Raw genomic sequence first — 18,880 nt, 5'->3', positions numbered from 1 at the left:
CTGATTATGACCGGATCATATACTAGGCCAGGCTCCGTCAGTCTTAAAAACTGGCCGAGGGAAATAGGAACTTTGTTTGCAGATAAACGTTGGTGAGAAATCAGCATACGAAATGAATCCAGAATGATAATAACGGGCGCTGAAAACATTCAGGAGAACTCCTGCTCACTTATATCCAATGTCAATTTTCGCCCATAGCCGCTATGGTTCCCTCTACCTGTAAGGGCGGCGTCTTCCATAAACCAGGCCGCCTTCCGGCGATGCAGTCCTGGTATAGCCGCCAACATTCCCGCTATAATCGCAGAAATTTCTCAACGGGTTCAGAGACGAAATGACAAAACTCACCTTACAAGAGCAGCTGCTGAAAGCCGGGTTAGTGACCAGCAAAAAGGTCGCTAAAGTGCAAAGAACGGCCAAAAAATCACGGGTACAGGCGCGTGAAGCGCGAGAGGCGGTGGAAGAAAACAAAAAAGCGCAGCTCGAACGCGATAAGCTGCTGGGCGAACAGCAAAAGCAGGCCGCTTTAGCCAAAGAATATAAAGCCCAGGTCAAGCAGCTGATTGAAATGAACCGGATTGTTCCGGCAAAAGGCGACATTGGCTTTAACTTTACCGACAACAATCTCATTAAAAAAATTTTTGTCGATAAGCTGATTCAGGCTCAACTGATTAGCGGCCGTCTCGCGATCGCGCGTTTGGTGACAGACAGCAGCGGCGAGAGCGTATACGCGATTATTCCGGCTAACGTCGCGGATAAAATTGCGCAGCGCGATGCGGACAGCATTGTGTTACACAGCGCGCTCAGCCAGGAAGAGCAGGATGAAGACGATCCGTATGCTGATTTCAAAGTGCCTGATGATTTAATGTGGTAGCTGGCCTTGCCGTTCGTCATCTGTGCCTATGAATGGCCGCGTCGCTGAAAGGGATGAATGCATCGTCTCGCTGCGAAAAATGTCGCTCCCTATCAAAGGATGAATCAATGATTATGCTCCGCCCGATGGGCGAAGAAGAATACCCGGCATATCTGGAATACTTTATTGCGGATTACGCGCGTGAAATTGCCGCCAACTATCGGCTTAGCGCGGAGGATTCGCTGGCAAGAGCGAAGCGTGAAATCGCAGAGGATCTTCCTGAGGGGGTGAATACGCCCGGGCAGGTTTTGCTGTGTCTCTTTAACCAGGCAGACCATTGCGACGAGCACGTCGGTTACCTCTGGTACAAACCCGATACCGCCACGCAAACCGTGTTCATCTTTGATTTTTATATCTTCAACGCCTGCCAGGGGCAGGGGCTGGGCACGCAGGCGCTACGCGCTTTTGAGCGGGAGATGCGAGAGCAGGGGATTGAACAGATTCGACTTCGCGTGGCCGGAGATAACCAACGAGCCCGCCACGTCTACGAGTCTGCCGGCTTTTGGGTGACGGGAATCAATATGAGCAGGACGTTATCCGATTAATGCTCGTGGAGGCAGACAAAAGTCACGTATTCCGACGGGCCGCACGGCGGTGAAAGGGGAGATGAACGCGCGGGGCTTCAGGCTTTATGTTCGGTCCTGCTGCGCGCTGTTCGGTCCGGCCAGGGTTCTGGATAGCGATCCGAACGCCTGACCCGGACTTCTCTTTCAGCGCGCTGACACCGCCCGCGTTATTTCGCCAGCAGTTCCTTGCGGACGATCTCTGCGCCTGCACTTAACGCATTGAGTTTGCCTCTGGCGACCTGACGAGAGAGGGGCGCCATCCCGCAGTTGGTCGAAGGATAAAGCTTATCGGCATCGACAAACTCAAGCGCTTTACGTAGCGTACCGGCGACCTCTTCCGGGGTTTCAATAGCATTGGTTGCCACGTCAATCGCGCCCACCATCACCTTTTTGCCGCGAATCAGCTCAAGCAGGTCCATGGGGACACGCGAGTTATGACACTCCAGCGAGATGATATCGATATTCGATGTTTGCAGCCTTGGGAACGCCTCTTCATACTGGCGCCACTCTGACCCCAGCGTCTTTTTCCAGTCAGTATTGGCTTTGATGCCATATCCATAGCAGATATGTACCGCCGTTTCACATTTTAGTCCTTCAATCGCTCTTTCTAACGCAGCGATCCCCCAGTCATTCACCTCATCAAAAAAGACATTAAATGCCGGCTCATCAAACTGGATAATATCGACACCCGCCGCCTCTAATTCTTTCGCTTCCTGATTGAGAATTTTGGCAAATTCCCAGGCCAGCTTTTCACGGCTTTTATAGTGGTTATCATAGAGGGTATCGATCATCGTCATCGGCCCTGGCAGGGCCCATTTAATAGGTTGTCGGGTCAGCTGACGTAAAAAACGGGCATCTTCAACGAAAACCGGCTTCTGACGCGCCACTTCACCCACGACCGTCGGCACGCTCGCCTCATAGCGATTGCGAATTTTCACCACTTCGCGCTTCTCAAAATCCACGCCGCTGAGATGCTCAATAAAGGTGGTGACAAAGTGTTGGCGCGTTTGCTCGCCATCGCTGACAATGTCAATTCCTGCGCGTAGCTGATCATACAGGGACAGGCTTAGCGCATCTTTTTTCCCTTCAATTAATTCCTGATCGTGTAATTTCCAGGGCGACCATAGTTTCTCAGGCTCTGCCAGCCAGGAAGGTTTAGGTAAGCTGCCAGCCGTCGAGGTGGGTAATAATTTTTTCATAATAGAAAGCCTTGTATGTTCGGTGAATTAAAGCGCGTAGCCAGCAGACCATTTCTCAAGAATATTCTGGTAAGGCTTGATGAAATGCTCTTCAGTAAATTTTCCCTGCTCGATCGCCAGCTGGCTGCGCTCTTCCCGATCATAAACAATTTTTGTTAATGAATGATCCTGGTGATTCAGGTTCGGTTGATAATATTGCCCTGCGGCGGCATTGGCATTGTAAATTTCAGGCCGGTAAATTTTCTGGAATGTCTCCATCGTACTGATGGTACTGATAAGCTCAAGATTAGTGTAATCACTAAGCAGATCCCCAGAAAAATAAAACGCTAACGGTGCAACGCTATTCTGCGGCATAAAATAGCGAACCTTTAATCCCATACGGGAAAAATATTGTTCAGTCAACGACGAGCCATTTTGCTGATATTCGATACCCAATACCGGATGCTGATTTCCCGTCCGCTGATAGGTGTCTTTGCTCGATACGCTGAGGCAGATTACCGGCGGTTTGTTAAAGTTCTGCTGGTATACAGTAGAACTAACGAAGTGTTTAAAGATATTGCCATGTAACTCACCAAAATCATCCGGGATGCTAAATGCGGATTGCTGTTTGTTATGCTCTAACAACCGCACGCTAAAATCATAATCGCGTACGTAAGAGGAGAAATTATTCCCGGCGAGGCCGTCAATACGTTCGTGCGTTTTTTTATCGAGAATGTTTGTTTTTAAGATCTCAATGACCGGAAAGCTGCCGCTGCGGTGCTGGTCATTGAGTGTCATTTCAACTGAAATAATTTCAAGTTCGACAGAATAACGATCGCCTTGTGGGTTATCCCAGTACGCCAGCGCATTAAAACGATTGTCAATCATCGTCAGCGTGTTACGTAAGTTGTCCTCGCGGTTTTCCCCTCTGGCCAAATTCGCGAAATTGGTTGTAATTCGCGTATTTTCAGCGGGGTTATAATGCGCGTCAAAACAACTACGTTTAATCGTAAAAGTAAAATCTTTATTCATCGCGATGGTGCACCCTAAGTCTGATATGAAAACTGAATGTATTCCCTGAATCCCAGCATATCCTTTCTTTTTATCTGGTTATGTCATTCAGTAATCATCATATTGTCTCTGATTAATAGAACATATTTTATGCCAGAGTCCCTGGATGAGTGAAAGCGACATAATTTCATTACAACATGAGTCATCTTCATGGTCGAAGAGCAACCCCACTGCGCCAAGGCTGGCGGAGAGTCCTGCGTCGAACGTTGTACTTATTCGCGCAGGCGGCTCTTGCGCGCGAGATCTTCCCGTGTAGGCCCCTGAAAATAGAGGGTGCTGATATGACAGCTGCGGGGCTGAGTGAGGACAAAGCGAATGGTTTCCCAGACCGATCGCCCGTTCAGCAGGCGTTCGCCCATTTTGACGCTATCGTCGACATGTTCGTCTAAACCGCTCAGTTCAAAATCCGGCGGATACAGCCCGGTGACGCGGATGTTTTCAGCCGCCAGCTGGTGCGAGAGCGTCTGGGTAAACCCGCTCAGACCATGCTTGCTGGCGAAGAAAGCAGGATGCGCGATTGAATCGGTAAAGTGCGGGATACCGCAGGCGGAGATCATGGATACAATATCCGCCTGCTCCGAGCGTCTTAATGCCGGTAATAACGCCTGAACTAACAACACCGAACTTGTTAACCCGGAATGAAGGGTATCGACGATCTCCGGGGGCGAGCGATCGTCTAAATTGCCGGACAACCATTGCGCCGCATTAAGAATAAGAATATCCACCGGCGTCTCAGACTGTAATAGCTGCGCGGAAAACTGCGCAATGGATGCCGGTTGCGCTAAATCACACAGGTATCCTTGCGCCGTCCCGCCCTCCGCCGCGATCAGAGTGCTGGTTTCCTGGATATCCGCCGGGCGCCGGGCGCAGTAATCGACGCTGACCCCTTCGCGGGTCAGCCAGACGGCCAGCGCCTGCCCAAATCCGCTTCCTCCGCCCGTAATAACGGCTCTTTTACCTCTCAACATCAACTGACTCCTGGTGAGTGACAAGCATGGACACGGAAGTGATTGTGCACAGGAGGCGGGAGGGGCATCTTTCCATTTGTGCCATTCGGCCAATCATGGCATCAATGAACACATCCCCACGCTGTGTTAACCGGAGGTCGGCCCCAATGGACGCCGCACAGGGCTTGCATTATGGCCGCCATATTGCAATGCAGTCGCAGAACCGGCGGCAAGAGAATGCGTATGGAGAGCGGTTTGAAGGGCCGCCAGGCTGCGGCAGAAAGCGGCAGAATGTCGGCCCAGGGGCGGTCAGAAGGCAATCAGACTTTAAGCAGTTTCACCGTGGCATCAATGTCAATCTCATCTTCTGAGAAGATCAATGTCGTTCCCTGAAAAGTGGTGATCGCCAGTTTTTTCAGCGAGCGCATGTCACCGGGCTTAACGTCGGATTTCGGCTTGATGCTGCTCATCAGGATCCCCACGGACAGCACCGCATTTTCTTTATCAATGCGGGTATCGGCAGGCACTTCTTCGCTGTAGACCAGGTAGGATTTGATCGACGTGAGCTTCAGGCGCTCGCCGGCGATATAGATGTATTTGCTTTCCGGCACCACTTTCACCGCATAAGCTGACAAACCCTTGTTATTGGTGGTGGGTTCGAAGGTCACCGCCACATCTTTCTTAATCAGATCAGGATTGGCGACCTTAATCACATGAAAATAGCGGTTATCGCCGTTTTCATCTTTGATAAATCCAAAACCTTTATCTTTAAACCAGGTTGTGATTGTTCCGTTCATCGCCGTTACCACCTACTTAATCGTGTATTAACTCAATTTTTGCAGCGCGCAGTGTAATGCACAACGCCTGCGCAGACCACGTCTTTGCTTTCAGTCTGGACGATAAATTTTGGCTATGCGAGGGGGAATAGCGTGCGTCAGAATAACAACACGCCCGTTTATCCTGGCCAGAGAGCCCTGCTGAGGCTACTCATTGCCCCACTGATTGAGGAACATCGCGATCTCATCGATACGATCCGCGGGGAGACCGGCTTCGCGCGCCATGTCTGCCTGGGCCTCTTCGCTGATCTCCTCGTTGTTCATGAGACGAGTGAGCAGCAGTTGAAAATAGTGCGCCAGAGGTTCGCGTTCTGATTCACTGACCGGCTTTGCGCATTCCGTCGCGTACTCATCGGCGATGTCATAATACTTTAGCGGTATTTCATTATTCATTAAGTAGGCCCTTAGGTTAATGCCGGTATCATTTGCCGAAGATCATATCATCCTTATTTCATTTTATCTGCCATCCGCGTTGTGGATAGCAGAACGCGAACAACGTCCTGAGTGCAACGGTCTGATTTTCTGTCCTGCCGGGTGCTCTGACCGTCACGGAGTGCGCGTCAGGGAAAACCGGACCGGGCATCACTTTCTTTTTATTCCCGACGGATGGTAATGTTGCCCGATAACGGGTAACCCGATGCTGCTAATGAAGATATTGCTCGTAAGACATGGTGAAACTGAATGGAATGGCGTTAACCGCCTGCAGGGGCACCTTGATAGCCCGGTGACCGCGCGCGGGCATAGACAAATTGCGGCGCTGATCCGCGCGCTTGACGGTGAGAAAATCGATCGAGTGGTCTCTTCTCCCGCAGGTCGCGCCGTCGCGGCGGCCACGCCGATCGCGGCCCATTTTGCCTGTCCGATCCGTTTTGATGCGCGGCTCATTGAAAGGGGCTTCGGGCCATTAGAGGGAACGGTCTACTCGCAGCTCAACGACGAGCAGCGGAGGTTGTTCGATGCGATCTACTCCGGCGATCCGCACGTGACGCCACCGCACGGCGAGTCGCTGGCCGCTGCCGTCGCCAGAACAACAGCGGCGCTGCTTGAAGCCGGTGAGGCGGGGGACCGGTGCGTGTGCGTGGTTTCTCATGGCCAGGTCATGCAGGCGGTTATCTCTACGCTTGACGGCCATGGTGCGGAGAACTTTCCCCGCTATGCGCATCTGAATGGCAGCTACTCGGTTCTGGAGCGCGCGGAAGGTCGGTTATCGCTGGTGAAATGGGGGATAGCCACCCATTTGCTGTTGCGGGGATAAGCAGACAGCTTATCCCCGTATGGCGTTTAGTCGGATTTCAGCATGCCGAAACTGACTATCCGGGAGCGCCCCTGCTCTTTGGCCCGGTAAAGTGCGGCATCCGCGGCTCGCAGCAGACTGTCGCTCTGGGTATGCTGCGGGAAACTGGCAATGCCGATTGAGACATCCACCTGGCCAATCTCGGTGAGACCATCGCGCAGGGTCAGGCTGCGGACACTGTCGTAAATCTCCTCTGCGCAGGCCCGGGCCGTCTCTTCATTGGCGCCGGCAAGTAGCACCAGAAACTCCTCGCCGCCGTAGCGAAAAGCCATGCCTTTGTCGCGTACCGCGCGTTGGACAATGACCGCCACGCTCTTGATCACCAGATCGCCGGCTTCATGACCATACCGATCGTTAATCGTTTTGAAGTGATCGATATCGATCATCAGGCAGCTCAGCGGAGCATGGTTTTGCACCGCGAGATTGATTTGCGTATGCAGGGCATCATCCAGATGATGACGGTTACGCAGCCCGGTCAGCGAATCAAACAGCGCTTTCTCCAGCAGCGCGCTGCGCAGACGCTGGTTTGCCAGCGCCAGACCCAGCGCTTCGGCCATCAGCTCCAGATAGGCGCGAGAAGGGGCGGTGGCGGGAGTGACATTCCTGAAGGAGAGCAGGCCGATCGCTTCTCCTTGCGCAACCAGCGGCACGCAAAGCGATTGATGAATGCAGGCGTCGGGCAGGTGGGTGCAGGCGATGTCAGGCTCACCATTGACCGGCGGATGGCTTAATCCACGGCGCACGGCCCAGCAGTTGTCAGGATAAAAGACCTCGGGTTCATCCGGCGGCGAGAGCCATTGAGCCACACAGCGCAACTGCCAGGGATTGGTTTCGAGAACATACAGGCGCCCGGGAATTGCGGGGGCGATATTCGGAGCGAAGAGCTCGGCGACCTTGATAACATCGTCAAAAGATTCGCAGCCCTGCAGACGCTGCGTCATGCGCGCCAGCAGTTCCCGAATCGCCCAGTCGGCATCCCGCTCTTGCTCAAGACGCTGACGCGCCAGGCCATTTTCGCGGAAAATACGGATCGCCTGGGCCATATCGCCAATCTCATCGATCTGCGTGAACTGGGGGGCTTCGACGGCATAATCCTGTGAGGCAAGACGTTGTACCACATCACTTAAACGAACAACCGGGTACAATACCCGCCGTTGCAGGATAAATCCGAGGACAAACAGGAACATCAGCGCCGTCAGCGCGACCATTATTTCTGATAACGTACGCCAGGTGTGCGATTTTTCCGTGGCTTGCGCAATGGCGCTGGCGGCCCGGCCTTCCAGCATAAGGCGGAAGTGATCGATCTGTGTCTGTACCCGTTCAAGCTCCTGTTCATAAGGCTTGCCGTAGAGCAGGGTGAGCGCCTCGCTGTCTGCTCCACGTTCAATACTGGCAAGCGCGGCCTGCTGTTCATCCTGCAGCTCATCCGCTATCTGCAGCCCCTCGCGCAGCAACATCAGCTCCTGCGGCGTCGCTCCCCGATCTTTCAGCTTTTCCAGCCGGTGCTCTATCGTCGTCAGCGAACGGGCCTGCTGGCGGTATTCCTGTAACACATCCGGATTTTTGTTAATGACGTAAGCGCGAGCGAGGTCGGATAATTCCCAGCTCTCGGTTTCAACCGTTTCGGTTAGCTGGTCGAAGATCTGCCGCTGTTGTACGACCTGGCGTTCGGCGGTCTCCGCGTTGGACGCCATCAGCATGGCAATACCGGAAGTGATGGTCAGGCAAACGGTGATCCCGTAGGCCCAGTTGGTCATGGTGGCGATTCTCACCCGAATTTTCCTTGCATGCAGATGAACAAATGACGTTACGTCTAATTATAGAACCCGCTTCTGCCCATTTGCGGGCAGAGGGTTAGTCGCGTTTTTTCCGAATAATCGTGCTATGTAGCGTGTCGGCATGCTGGCATAACGTACAAAAAACATCTTTATCCAGGGCGCCATTTATAACATCGTTCTCTATCAGCTGTAATGCATCCTGATAACGCATGGCAACGCGATAGGGGCGATCTTCGGTCAGGGCGGTAAAAATATCGGCAATGGCGATGATACGGTCAGGGAGTTGCAGATAATCCTGATTCAGATGCAGCGGATAGCCGCTGCCATCGAGTTTTTCATGGTGGTTGGCCGCCCAGTTAATGATTTCACCGAGTTCACTAAAGGCGCTGAGAATTTCACCGGTCATATAGCTATGCTCTCGCACCTGACGCAGTTCATCAGGCGTGAGTTCGCTTTGCTTTTCCAGGATATCCAACGGGATATTAATTTTACCAATATCGTGCAAATAGCCGGCAATCTCGATTTTTTTACACTCCTCTTCCGGCAGATGCATATAGGTTGCCAGCAGGCAGGATATTTCGCCGACCATAATACTGTGACTGGCGGTGAAGCTGCTGTAGGTATCGACAATTTTGGCAATTAACAAACAAATATCTTTCAGCCCGTCGATATCGATGTACAGCTCGTTAATCGGGCCGATGATCTCCAGCATCCTTTGGATATGTCCGGGATGAAGATGCAGCCAGAAATGCTCTTTTTGCGCGAGCTGGCAGACGGTGTCACAGAGCATCGGATCAATCTCATGATGCGATGTGCGAAAGGTGTCGATGATAATGTCGGGGTGATGATCTGTGGTGATATTTCCGCTGGAGAGCAGACGTTCAAAAGCATCGGCAAAAAAAACGATATGCTCTTCGAGGTTACCTTTATACGCCGGGTTAAAGTGGTGATGGCGAATAACAGGCAAAACAGGCGCGAAGGTGGGTAAGCCGCCGAGCATCTCGGCGCCCCGATGCTGGTGGGGGTCTTCGATATTATCAATGTCATTCAGCGAAGTGACGATTCGCTTATCCCCGAGCACGCCAATATCGTGAAGCAGTGCGGCGCAAAATATGGTCTGCTGCTGCGACCGCGGCAGTTCCAGAGCTAACGCGAGCTCGAGAGCAATTAGCGCCGTGCGTTGCATATGCAACTGAAGTTCCGGGTTGATTATCTGTATAACGCGCGTGGTTAGCATCAATGCTGATTTTAAGGCGAGACGCATCGTTTTTCTCCATCCGCGTGATTGGGATAATATCGGCTCATTCCGGTGGTCTGTATCCAGATAACGCCAGCAGAGGGTAGAGACGCCAGTACGTGGCGAAATGATCGGCGAGTAAATCCCGAAATAATTTCATTTATAGCAATACTCAAGCCCGAAATGCATGGCGACAAAGACGCATAAAAGCGTGAAAAAGTTTTTAACAGACGTCAGTTAATCATTTTGCTCATAAAAAGAAAATACATTGTCGTGAGCCACTTGCGTTATCTCGCTGCCGGGATGATACATATCTGATTCGATCGTCGGCAAAACGAATTTTAGAACAAGATGCGTGATGGGGTGATGAACGCTTGCCGGCCGCCGCTGACGGAGACGCAGTTTCCTCGCGAGTTGTCGGGGGCGAGACGCCTTTACAGCGCCAAACGTCGGCATCAAGGCTGAAAGGCGTGCTAAAACGTCACCGTCACCGCCCTATGGCGGGACGGTGACGGAATACCCGCACAACCTTTTGCTCACCCCCAGGTCGTCATCAGAATGTCATGGCACCTTGCAGATACAAGGTCCGCGGCTGGCCGACATAGATGCCTTTGTTGTTATCGTCGTATGAGCGGGTGTAGTACTCATGGTCGAAAATGTTTTTCACGCCGAATGCCAGGTTGAGATTGGCCATTTGCGGGCCAAAATCATAGGCGACGCGGGCGCCCCACAGCATGTAGCCCGGAATGCGGCCGTTGCTGCCGTCAGCGCTCTCCGCCACGGTGTTGGCGTTGTCTGCAAACTGACTGGACTGAAAATCGCTATTGAGGTTGAACGTCCAGTTACCCGGTTTGTAGTCCACGCCAAGCGTACCTTTATGTCTGGGTGAGAAAGGCACCTGGTTACCGTAGGTATCGCCTTTCTCACGAATGACGGCGTTGACATAGGCATAGCTGGCATAGACCGACAGATTTTCCAGCTGCGGATTGAGATCGCCAAGGTCGTAACGCGTCTGCGTCTCCAGTCCGCTGTGGCGCGTTTTACCGCGAGCGGTGACGGTATCGTTGGTCTGGTTGGAGTCGTACTGATTATTGAAGTTAATCAGGAAGAGTCCCATTTCCGCGCTCAGCGCGCCGTTGTCGTAGCGAGTACCGACTTCCCAGGTACGGGCTTTTTCCGGTTCCACATTGCCGCTTTGCACAGCCTTGCCAATTTGGCTGTACTGTACGGTACCGAACGATCCTTCTGTGTTGGCATAAAGATTCCAGCTGTCGGTGAGATGATAAAGTACGTTAAGCGCCGGCAGCGGGGCGTTATAGCTGACCTGCTGACGGGTGCCTTTCAGACTGTCATCCTGGTAAGACTCAATATGTTCGAAACGCATGCCCGGCGTGACCGTCCAGTTGCCGATATCAATACGATCGTCGATATACCAGGCGTGAGCCTCGGTGCCAGAGCGGGTATCGCGGTCGTACGGACTGGCGGTGTCGGGCAACTTGCCGCTGATGGTGGGGGTGTAGTAGCGCATCTCGTGCGTGGATTCATTCACGTAGCGATAGCCGACGCCGACTTCATGAGCGGAAGCGCCAAGCATAAAGCTCTGGCTGTAGCGCGGTTCGATACCACGCACCCAGTATTCACGCGGGGAAAGCGTGGTGCGCTTCCCTTGCTCCAGATAACCGCTGCGCAGCGTATGGGTATAGAAGCCCTGAATGTTGAACTTGTGCTGTGCATCCGGCTGGAACTGATAGCCGAGGCTGGCAAGCTGACGTCGTCCCCAGAAGCGATCTTTTAAGCGGGTGGACTGCCAGCGATCGGCAGCATAATCGGCGCGGGACAGGCCGCCGGGCATATCGGCTTCACCATCGTAGTATTGCAGCAAGCTGTTGAACGTGTGCACCGCGTTTGGCGCATATTTGCCTTTCAGCATCACGTCATCGATGCGCGTGGCGCTATGTTCACGCCAGTCGCTGCCGCGGGTACCGGAATAGAGCAGGGCAGCCCCCAGTCCGTTATCGGCGGTCCCCCCCAGCATCAGGTTGTGGGTCTCTTTGGGATTGTTCTGCGAGGAGGTCGGGCTGAGCTGACCTTCCACGCCGCCCGCTATGCCAAAATCCTGCGGGATGGCCCGGGTGACAAAGTTCACTACGCCGCCCACGTTTTGCGGTCCGTAGCGCACGGCGCCTGCGCCGCGAACCACATCTACAGCATCCATGTTGCCCAGCGATACCGGCGCCAGCGATAGCTGAGGTTGACCGTAGGGGGCGAAAGGTACCGGAATACCGTCCATCAGTACCGTAGAACGGCTGGCGAGGCGTGGGTTCAGCCCCCGGATGCCAAAGTTCATCGCCAGATCGTGGCTGCCGGTACCGGTATTTTCCGGCGCATTGACGCCGGGAATGCGATTCAGGACTTCGCGCATGGTGGTGGCGCCGGTTTTGGCGAAATCGTCGCGGCGGATAACATCGCGGGCGCCAGCATGTTCAAAAACATCGTTTTCCCGGGCGTCGCCAAGCCAGTCGCCGACCACCGTCAGCGTGGATTCCGTATTCGCCGGCGCCGGTTCCAGCGTCCAGGCCTGATTGCCCAGAGACTTCAGCTGCAGCCCGCTACCGTCGAGCAGCGTTTGCAGACCGTCTTCCACCTCATAGCTGCCGTGCAGGCCATCGCTGTGTTTTCCGCGAGTCAGGCCGGCGTCCGCCGAGAGCGTAATGCCGCTGCGGGCGGCATATTGGTTCAGGGCGCTGTCTAAATCCCCGGCGGCAATGTCAAACTGCGTTGCCGCCAAAGTGGGGGCAGCGACCAGCCCCGCGAGAGGCAGCAGGCTTAAACGGATTGCCATCACCAGAGGCATCGGTTTGCGTAATACGCGTAAAGGCGTCATGTGTTCTCCACAATCGTTTTGGTTGTCATCACCTGTTAAGTCGAACGAGCAGGTGAAAAGGGACAATGGAGAAGGCTAATTTTTTGTTTTTTTCTCAGGCCGCGACGACAGTGACCCAGTAGCGGGTGGCAAACTGCAGTTTTACCGGCAGGGTCTGCGCGATGATGCGCAAAATCGCATCAGTGTCGCCCAGTGGAAAGGTGCCGCTCAGACGTAAACCGGCGACGGCGGGATCGCAGCGCAAGATCCCCGGGCGATAGCGGGAGAGTGTGGCGAGCACCTCATGCAGGGGACGATCGCGGAAACTGAGGACGCCCTGCGTCCAGCTTACGTCGCTGCCATTCAGCGGCTGAAGGTGGGAGAAGGTGTCGTGGGTAAACCACAGACTCTCGCCGGCGTGGACAATCTTGCGCTGTCCGCCTGACAGCACCGCCTCGACAGCGTGCTTTTGCACCGTCAGGCGCGTGTCACGGGGAAACTGGCGGAGGGTAAATTCGGTGCCCAGCGCGGTAAGTAAACCATCGCGGGTCTGGACGCGAAACGGTCGCTGTCGGCGGTCACGGGCGGTAGTAACGGCAATTTCGCCGTAGCGCAGGCGAACCAGGCGCAGGCGATCATCAAAGCGCACATCGGCGGCGCTGTCGGTATTGAGCGTCAGCAGAGTGCCGTCGTTGAGGGTTTGCCGCAGCGGCAGGCCTTTTGCCGTGCGGTAATCGGCGCGCAATCCTTCCGCCAGTTCACTGGTCCACATTTGCCAGCCGCCTCCGGCGGCGACCAGCAGCATCAGCCCTTTCAGTACCTGGCGACGCGTCAGGCGACTGTCGTTGAGCGTCCGGCTGGCAAGGGGGCCGGGAAGTTGTCCCATCTGCTGGCGCAGGTTTTCGACCTGCTGCCACGCCCACTGGTGATCGCGGTTTTGTTCATACCACTGTTGCCAGCGGGCCTCTTGCTGTGGGTTAACGCGACCATCGCTTAATACCGCGTACCAGCGCGATGCGGAACGCAGGGCCAGGCGACGGGATTCGGTTAATGCGGAACTCACAGGCCATTCTCCAGGCGAAAAAGCAGGCAGTGCTCAGTTGCCCTGGCAACATATTTTTTCACTGAGCTGACCGAGACCATCAGGCGTTCGGCAATCTCGGCATACGTCAGCCCCTCCAGTTGCGAAAATAAAAAGGCCGCGCGGGCTTTCCGGCTCAGGCCATCCAGCATGGCATCGACCTGCTGCAGCGTCTCCAGCTGGATGTGCTGTAGTTCCGGCGAAGGGACCATGGCCTGCGGAAGCTGGGCAAGCATCTCCAGCCACGCGCGTTCCAGCGCGTTACGGCGAAACAGATCGATCATCACCCGTCGGGCGATGGTGCACAGGAAGGACTTAGGATCGCGGATAGCGGGCAGAGATTCGCTGCCCATGACGCGCAGAAAGGTATCCTGAGTGACATCATCGGCGTCAAAGGCGGATTGCAGCTTGCCGGTTAACCAGGTTGTCAGCCAGCCGTGATGGGCCTGATACAGAGAGGCGAGCGTGAACGGTGTGGCGGCGGAAAGCTGAGACATGAGCAGATTCAGAACAGGTTATCAATAGTGATATGTTAATATGAGAATGGTTATCATTACAATTAAAAGGCGGCGCAAAAATGGGCCGCGCGAACAATAATTTCAATAAGTGACTGTTGCGATTGGGAAATGTTGTTGATTTCACGGTATCCGCTCTCAGGCCTGCGTTACGGGCGGCTGATCGCCGAAGATTGGGGGATAAAAAATGATAATTGTTCGTTACAAACGAATGATGTGCGATTTATTTTCTGAAGGCGCCAGATATTGCGCGGATTTATAAAATAAGGTGATTCTTATTTGATATATAGAAAAGGAATGAAAAGATACGTTGCATGCTATTTCATAGGTTATGACTCTGATATATGGAGAAGCGTTATATTGATTGCCGCGATTCTTTAGCGACGTTTATACTTTTTACCTCCGCGCCGCCGCGCGCAGGATGAGAGGGCGGTAGGATGTCGCCGGCCAGTGACAGCAGGGGTTGCGAAGCAATATGATACTGAAAAGTACAAATTGATTTAATAATGTGCAATCAGCGAATCGAAATAATTAGCGAGAAAAGGGTTGCCATAGTAAATATTTGTAATGAGATCTTCTTTTTTATTTTACATTCTGTTACAACTGTGAGGGTATTATGCTTTTTTCACCGCGGGGATGTTTTTTACTTGCCGGAGTGAATTTAGCCGGATTACTATTGTCAGAGTTGCTATACGTACCGCCTAACGACTGATGAATGGACTTCGTTTTTTCCTTAAGCGCTACTCATTTATAGACGTTTACAGGAAAAATCATGCCTTGCGCTTTTAATAAAAGTCTTCTGCACCCTCGCAACTGGGGGACCTGGTTTGGCCTGGCCATTCTCTGGTTAATCGTGCAATTGCCTTATCCTCTGTTACATATCATCGGCACCAGCGCAGGAAAGGCGTCGCGCCGCTTCCTTAAGCGCCGCGAACATATTGCCCGCCGCAATCTTGAACTCTGTTTTCCGGACATGTCGCCGCAAGCGCGGGATAAGATGATTGAGCAGAATTTTATGTCGCTGGGGATGGGGCTTATCGAAACCGGTATGGCCTGGTTCTGGAGCGACGAGCGGGTTAAAAAATGGTTCGACGTTGAAGGCTTTGAGAATCTGAGCAAAGCATTAAGCGCCGGGCAGGGCGTTATGGTCGTTGGCGTGCACTTCATGTCGCTGGAACTCGGTGGCCGTACCATGGGCCTGTGTCGGCCAATGATGGCGACCTATCGCCCGCACAACAGCCCGCTGATGGAGTGGGTTCAAACCCGCGGACGCCTGCGTTCGAATAAAGCGATGATCGATCGCCGTAATTTATCTGGTCTGGTGCACGCGCTGAAAGCCGGCGAAGCGGTATGGTTCGCCCCGGATCAGGATTATGGCCCGAAAGGCAGTGTGTTTGCGCCGTTCTTCTCCGTCCCTCAGGCGGCGACGACAAACGGTACCTACGTCCTGTCGCGTCTCTCCGGTGCGAAGATGCTGAGCATCAGTATGGTGCGCAAGATGGACCGGAAAGGTTACACCTTATACATCAGCGATGTGCTGAATGACTATCCTGGTGAAGATAAACAGGATGCGGCCAGCTACATCAACCGGGTGATTGAAAAAGAGATTCTGCGCGCGCCGGAGCAATATCTGTGGGTACATCGGCGTTTCAAAACCCGCCCGCTGGGCGAGGGCTCACTCTACTAAGCCAACAAGCACCGTAAGCGCTTTCAAAATCGCGGCAGTTGCGTTAACGTGAGCGCGATCATGTTTTTTGTTGAAAGCGAAGGAGTGCAGCGTGTTCGCTGAGTTTGGTGTGTTGAATTATCTGACCTATCTGGTCGGGGCTATTTTTATCATCCTGGTGCCCGGCCCTAATACCTTTTTTGTTCTGAAAACCGGTATTGCGCACGGCGTTAAAAAGGGCTATCTGGCGGCGGCTGGCGTGTTTATCGGCGACGCTGTGCTGATGCTGTTGGCGTTTGCCGGCGTCGCGACCCTGATTAAGACCACGCCGGTGCTGTTTAATATCGTTCGCTATCTGGGGGCGATTTACCTGCTGTGGCTGGGGGGCAAAATGCTCTATTCCGTTCTGACCCAGCGGGAAGGGCACGCGGACGCCGGAGCTGAACCGGGAAGCGCGATTCTGAAACGCTCGCTGACGCTTAGCCTGACGAATCCCAAAGCCATTCTTTTCTATGTCTCTTTTTTCGTGCAGTTCATCGACGTTAGCGCGAAAACGCCCGGGCTGGCGTTCTTTATCCTCGCGCTGACGCTGGAAGTGATTAGCTTTATGTACATGAGCTTCTTGATCCTGTCCGGTTCGTTCGTGACGCGCTACGTGAAGACCAGAAAGAAACTGGCAAAAATCGGCAACAGTCTGATTGGTCTGGTGTTTGTCGGTTTTGCTGCGCGTCTGGCAACGTTGCAATCGTAAACCGCAGGCCGGTCGTGATTCCGGCCTGATAGCGATATCCTCTGGCTTGTAACAAAAACCCTTCAGTTTTTATTGCATTAATGTTACATATACAGCCGATTATCGGTCAGAGAAAAGGGAACCCGGATGATTCTGCAAAAGCTCATCAGTAACAAAAACAGCAAGAAATTCTTCTTGTCGATAGGGATTGTGTTTGCCATCGCGCTTACCGTGGTGGGCCGCGCAACGTTTGGCGGGGTCGTTAGCGAATACAATATGCCGTACTCCGAATGGAGCACATCGATGTTTTTCCTGCAGGGGGCGATGGTGACCGTGTACAGCATCGTGTTCACGCTGCTGTTTTCCATCCCGCTGGGTTTCTTCTTTTTAGGTTCTGACCGTCAGGACTAAGACTATGGGGCGAACGCGCGTTCGCCCTGTTTAACCCTTCCGTCACCAGCCGCGGCCGTCATGATGATGGTGGTGGTGCCTGTGGTGATAGCCGTCCTCAACAATACATCCCGATAACAGCGTGCATAGCGCAAGAATCAACGATAACACGATCGGTTTTTTCATTTCTCACTTCTCCGTTGTCCACCGTCCGCGGGCAAAGAGCTTGCGGAGTCGGCTGATGAAGTGAGTGTATAGCGTTAACTTATTGAGTGGATAGGATAACTCCGCAATAACGCTCTGACGAATGATCCCCGGCCGCAGGCGCTACCACCAGCCGAACTGAACGCCGGCCAGGGCCACGATCGCGATGATAATCATCAGAATGGTACTTTTTTTCATTACGCGCCGCCCGGAGCCGCGTAGCCGCCGACAAAAAACCAACCGAGAAAAACAACGGCGACGATAAAAATGGCCACCGGGAAAAGAATACCCAATCTCATGATGTTACCCCTGAAGCTAAAAATATGACCTGTCCTGCCACAAAACCATTAAGCCGTTGCATTACATCGCCACAGCTTACCGGAAAACCTCGCTATCATACTGGATATCGCCGTCAGGTTTTAATCAATATTCAGAAAGGAATCACGCCGACGGGACTTTTTATCCTGATACATCGCATCATCCGCAGCGCGCAGCGCACTTTCGACATCCTGAATCTGCGGATTCACCTCAGTGACGCCAAAACTGGCACCGGGATAGTTAATTCGGTGTTCACCCAGAAAGTAAACTCCGCGTAAGGCCTCTCGCAGGGTCGCAACAAAGGACTGTTGTTGCACAGTGTCCAGTTCGGTGCCGACGACCAAAAACTCATCGCCGCCCAGACGCCCCACCAGGTCTCCCTGGCGAATATTCGCCTTCAGCCGTTCGCCAATCTGGATCAAAAAGCTGTCGCCGCACTGATGACCAAAGCGATCGTTGATCGCTTTAAAATCATCGAGGTCGATAAAGATCATCAGCAGATTGCGCTGCCGTTCGCGCTCGCGGGGAAACATTGACGACAGATGCTTAAACAGCGCCCGGCGATTGGCTAAGCCGGTCAGCTCGTCGGTATAGGAGTGCATTTCCAGCGCGACGTTGGCGGTGCGAAGCTGATCAACCAGCGTCTCTTTCTCAATATAGTGAGAAATTAAGTTAGCAAACAGCTCCATCACCTGCTCGCCTTCGAGGTTATAGGGCTGCTTATTGCGGCTGGTTGCACACAATGTGCCGTACAGCGAACCGTCGGCGAGGCGCACGGGAATGCTGAAGAAGGTGATAATACCCATGCCCTGAGCGGCGATGCACGACGGCCAGCGGGTGTTGACATCGTTACTGAACTGGCAGTTATCATCGATTGCACGTTTACACAGCGACTCATTCCACGGCACCGAAAACCCTTCCGGGATCTGCATTTCGCTGCTGTTATGCGCGTACAGGACCAGCTGGCGCTGCGCTTTTAAATCAATACGAGTCAGATAAGTCGACTCCATTCTGGTCACAAGCTCCAGCATCTCTAGCAGCTGCCTGACTAACATTTCGAGGGAATGTTCATTGGCGAGCGTTTGCGAGACGCGAGCAAGAATAAAATCTGACATGAATGTACGGCTCCCGATCGCGGGTGGGGCCGTCAGTCATTTATGCTGGAAAACGGCTACCAACGAAGAGTAAACATAGATACAACAAATTTAACACATTAATGAAGGGAATACCTGCGATCGCAGCGGGGAAAAAAAGCCCCGTCGGGGGCGACGGGGAAAACTCATTGATTATGGAATG

At 53.4% G+C, this 18,880-nt stretch carries 19 protein-coding genes; 6 read left to right on the top strand and 13 right to left on the bottom strand.

Translation table 11 applies throughout. The features are described from left to right. The first annotated feature begins 331 nt into the window (after positions 1-331). Together GRPL_RS06055 and GRPL_RS06060 are read left to right on the top strand one after the other, a co-directional pair. On the top strand, positions 332-871 hold the full coding sequence (locus GRPL_RS06055; protein ID WP_032695761.1) for a DUF2058 domain-containing protein: 540 nt from the start codon (positions 332-334) through the stop codon (positions 869-871). 107 nt (positions 872-978) lie between these two features. Further along, positions 979-1,455 carry a GNAT family N-acetyltransferase gene (locus GRPL_RS06060; protein WP_032688298.1) on the top strand — a complete coding sequence of 159 codons (477 nt, stop codon included), beginning with the start codon at positions 979-981 and terminating at the stop codon, positions 1,453-1,455. A 188-nt stretch (positions 1,456-1,643) separates the two neighbouring features. Here the strand turns inward: GRPL_RS06060 and GRPL_RS06065 are convergent, their stop codons facing one another. The 5 genes from GRPL_RS06065 to GRPL_RS06085 all read right to left on the bottom strand — a co-directional run bounded on the left by GRPL_RS06065 (position 1,644) and on the right by GRPL_RS06085 (position 5,901). Continuing rightward, complete coding sequence (locus GRPL_RS06065) at positions 1,644-2,675, bottom strand: methionine synthase (protein ID WP_032688297.1); 1,032 nt, start codon at positions 2,673-2,675, stop codon at positions 1,644-1,646. A 27-nt stretch (positions 2,676-2,702) separates the two neighbouring features. Beyond that, positions 2,703-3,686 (bottom strand): DUF1852 domain-containing protein, encoded by a 984-nt coding sequence (locus tag GRPL_RS06070; RefSeq protein WP_032695763.1) that lies wholly within the window; start codon positions 3,684-3,686, stop codon positions 2,703-2,705. Between the two features lie 251 nt (positions 3,687-3,937). Continuing rightward, on the bottom strand, positions 3,938-4,693 hold the full coding sequence (locus tag GRPL_RS06075) for an SDR family oxidoreductase (protein WP_032700256.1): 756 nt from the start codon (positions 4,691-4,693) through the stop codon (positions 3,938-3,940). 299 nt (positions 4,694-4,992) lie between these two features. Next, a complete protein-coding gene (locus GRPL_RS06080; RefSeq protein WP_032700254.1) occupies positions 4,993-5,469 on the bottom strand; it encodes a cold-shock protein in 477 nt (158 codons plus the stop codon). 186 nt (positions 5,470-5,655) lie between these two features. Beyond that, entirely contained in the window at positions 5,656-5,901 is a 246-nt protein-coding gene (locus GRPL_RS06085) for a YmjA family protein (protein WP_032688295.1), read from the bottom strand. 253 nt (positions 5,902-6,154) lie between these two features. Here GRPL_RS06085 and GRPL_RS06090 point away from each other — a divergent pair, with 253 nt between their 5' ends. Further along, a complete protein-coding gene (locus tag GRPL_RS06090) occupies positions 6,155-6,763 on the top strand; it encodes a histidine phosphatase family protein (RefSeq protein WP_032688362.1) in 609 nt (202 codons plus the stop codon). Positions 6,764-6,789: 26 nt separating this feature from the next. Here GRPL_RS06090 and GRPL_RS06095 read toward each other — a convergent pair whose 3' ends face one another. The 5 genes from GRPL_RS06095 to fecI all read right to left on the bottom strand — a co-directional run bounded on the left by GRPL_RS06095 (position 6,790) and on the right by fecI (position 14,258). Then, a complete protein-coding gene (locus tag GRPL_RS06095; RefSeq protein ID WP_032688294.1) occupies positions 6,790-8,574 on the bottom strand; it encodes a sensor domain-containing diguanylate cyclase in 1,785 nt (594 codons plus the stop codon). Positions 8,575-8,656: 82 nt separating this feature from the next. Next, positions 8,657-9,844: an HD-GYP domain-containing protein gene (locus tag GRPL_RS06100; RefSeq protein WP_032688293.1), complete on the bottom strand. Its 1,188-nt coding sequence runs from the start codon at positions 9,842-9,844 to the stop codon at positions 8,657-8,659. Between the two features lie 526 nt (positions 9,845-10,370). Then, entirely contained in the window at positions 10,371-12,701 is a 2,331-nt protein-coding gene (gene fecA / locus GRPL_RS06105) for a TonB-dependent Fe(3+) dicitrate receptor FecA (protein WP_032700252.1), read from the bottom strand. 94 nt (positions 12,702-12,795) lie between these two features. Beyond that, a complete protein-coding gene (gene fecR, locus GRPL_RS06110) occupies positions 12,796-13,743 on the bottom strand; it encodes a ferric citrate uptake sigma factor regulator FecR (RefSeq protein WP_032700250.1) in 948 nt (315 codons plus the stop codon). Further along, a complete protein-coding gene (gene fecI / locus GRPL_RS06115; RefSeq protein WP_032688290.1) occupies positions 13,740-14,258 on the bottom strand; it encodes a ferric citrate uptake sigma factor FecI in 519 nt (172 codons plus the stop codon). Before fecI ends, fecR begins: the two co-directional genes overlap by 4 nt. Before the next feature lie 790 nt (positions 14,259-15,048). On the opposite strand from fecI, the gene lpxP reads away from it, so the two are divergent. From lpxP to GRPL_RS06130, 3 genes are all read left to right on the top strand, one after another. Beyond that, complete coding sequence (lpxP, locus tag GRPL_RS06120; protein ID WP_032688289.1) at positions 15,049-15,963, top strand: kdo(2)-lipid IV(A) palmitoleoyltransferase; 915 nt, start codon at positions 15,049-15,051, stop codon at positions 15,961-15,963. A gap of 91 nt (positions 15,964-16,054) precedes the next feature. Further along, positions 16,055-16,693: a leucine efflux protein LeuE gene (gene leuE / locus GRPL_RS06125; RefSeq protein WP_032695767.1), complete on the top strand. Its 639-nt coding sequence runs from the start codon at positions 16,055-16,057 to the stop codon at positions 16,691-16,693. Positions 16,694-16,819: 126 nt separating this feature from the next. Continuing rightward, positions 16,820-17,083 carry a DUF2534 family protein gene (locus GRPL_RS06130; protein ID WP_004860746.1) on the top strand — a complete coding sequence of 88 codons (264 nt, stop codon included), beginning with the start codon at positions 16,820-16,822 and terminating at the stop codon, positions 17,081-17,083. Positions 17,084-17,125: 42 nt separating this feature from the next. On the opposite strand, the gene GRPL_RS27865 is transcribed toward GRPL_RS06130, so the two are convergent. From GRPL_RS27865 to GRPL_RS06140, 3 genes are all read right to left on the bottom strand, one after another. Next, positions 17,126-17,248: a hypothetical protein gene (locus GRPL_RS27865; RefSeq protein WP_152632131.1), complete on the bottom strand. Its 123-nt coding sequence runs from the start codon at positions 17,246-17,248 to the stop codon at positions 17,126-17,128. A gap of 215 nt (positions 17,249-17,463) precedes the next feature. Beyond that, positions 17,464-17,565: a YoaK family small membrane protein gene (locus GRPL_RS27860; protein ID WP_004101234.1), complete on the bottom strand. Its 102-nt coding sequence runs from the start codon at positions 17,563-17,565 to the stop codon at positions 17,464-17,466. A gap of 120 nt (positions 17,566-17,685) precedes the next feature. Further along, the gene (locus GRPL_RS06140) at positions 17,686-18,699 is read right to left on the bottom strand and encodes a sensor domain-containing diguanylate cyclase (protein ID WP_032700249.1); all 1,014 of its coding nucleotides are present in this window, start codon (positions 18,697-18,699) and stop codon (positions 17,686-17,688) included. Positions 18,700-18,880: the final 181 nt, after the last annotated feature.

Source organism: Klebsiella planticola ATCC 33531, from assembly GCF_000735435.1.
GTDB classification, from domain to species: Bacteria; Pseudomonadota; Gammaproteobacteria; order Enterobacterales; family Enterobacteriaceae; genus Klebsiella; species Klebsiella planticola.
This window is presented reverse-complemented; position numbering and strand designations above follow the sequence as displayed.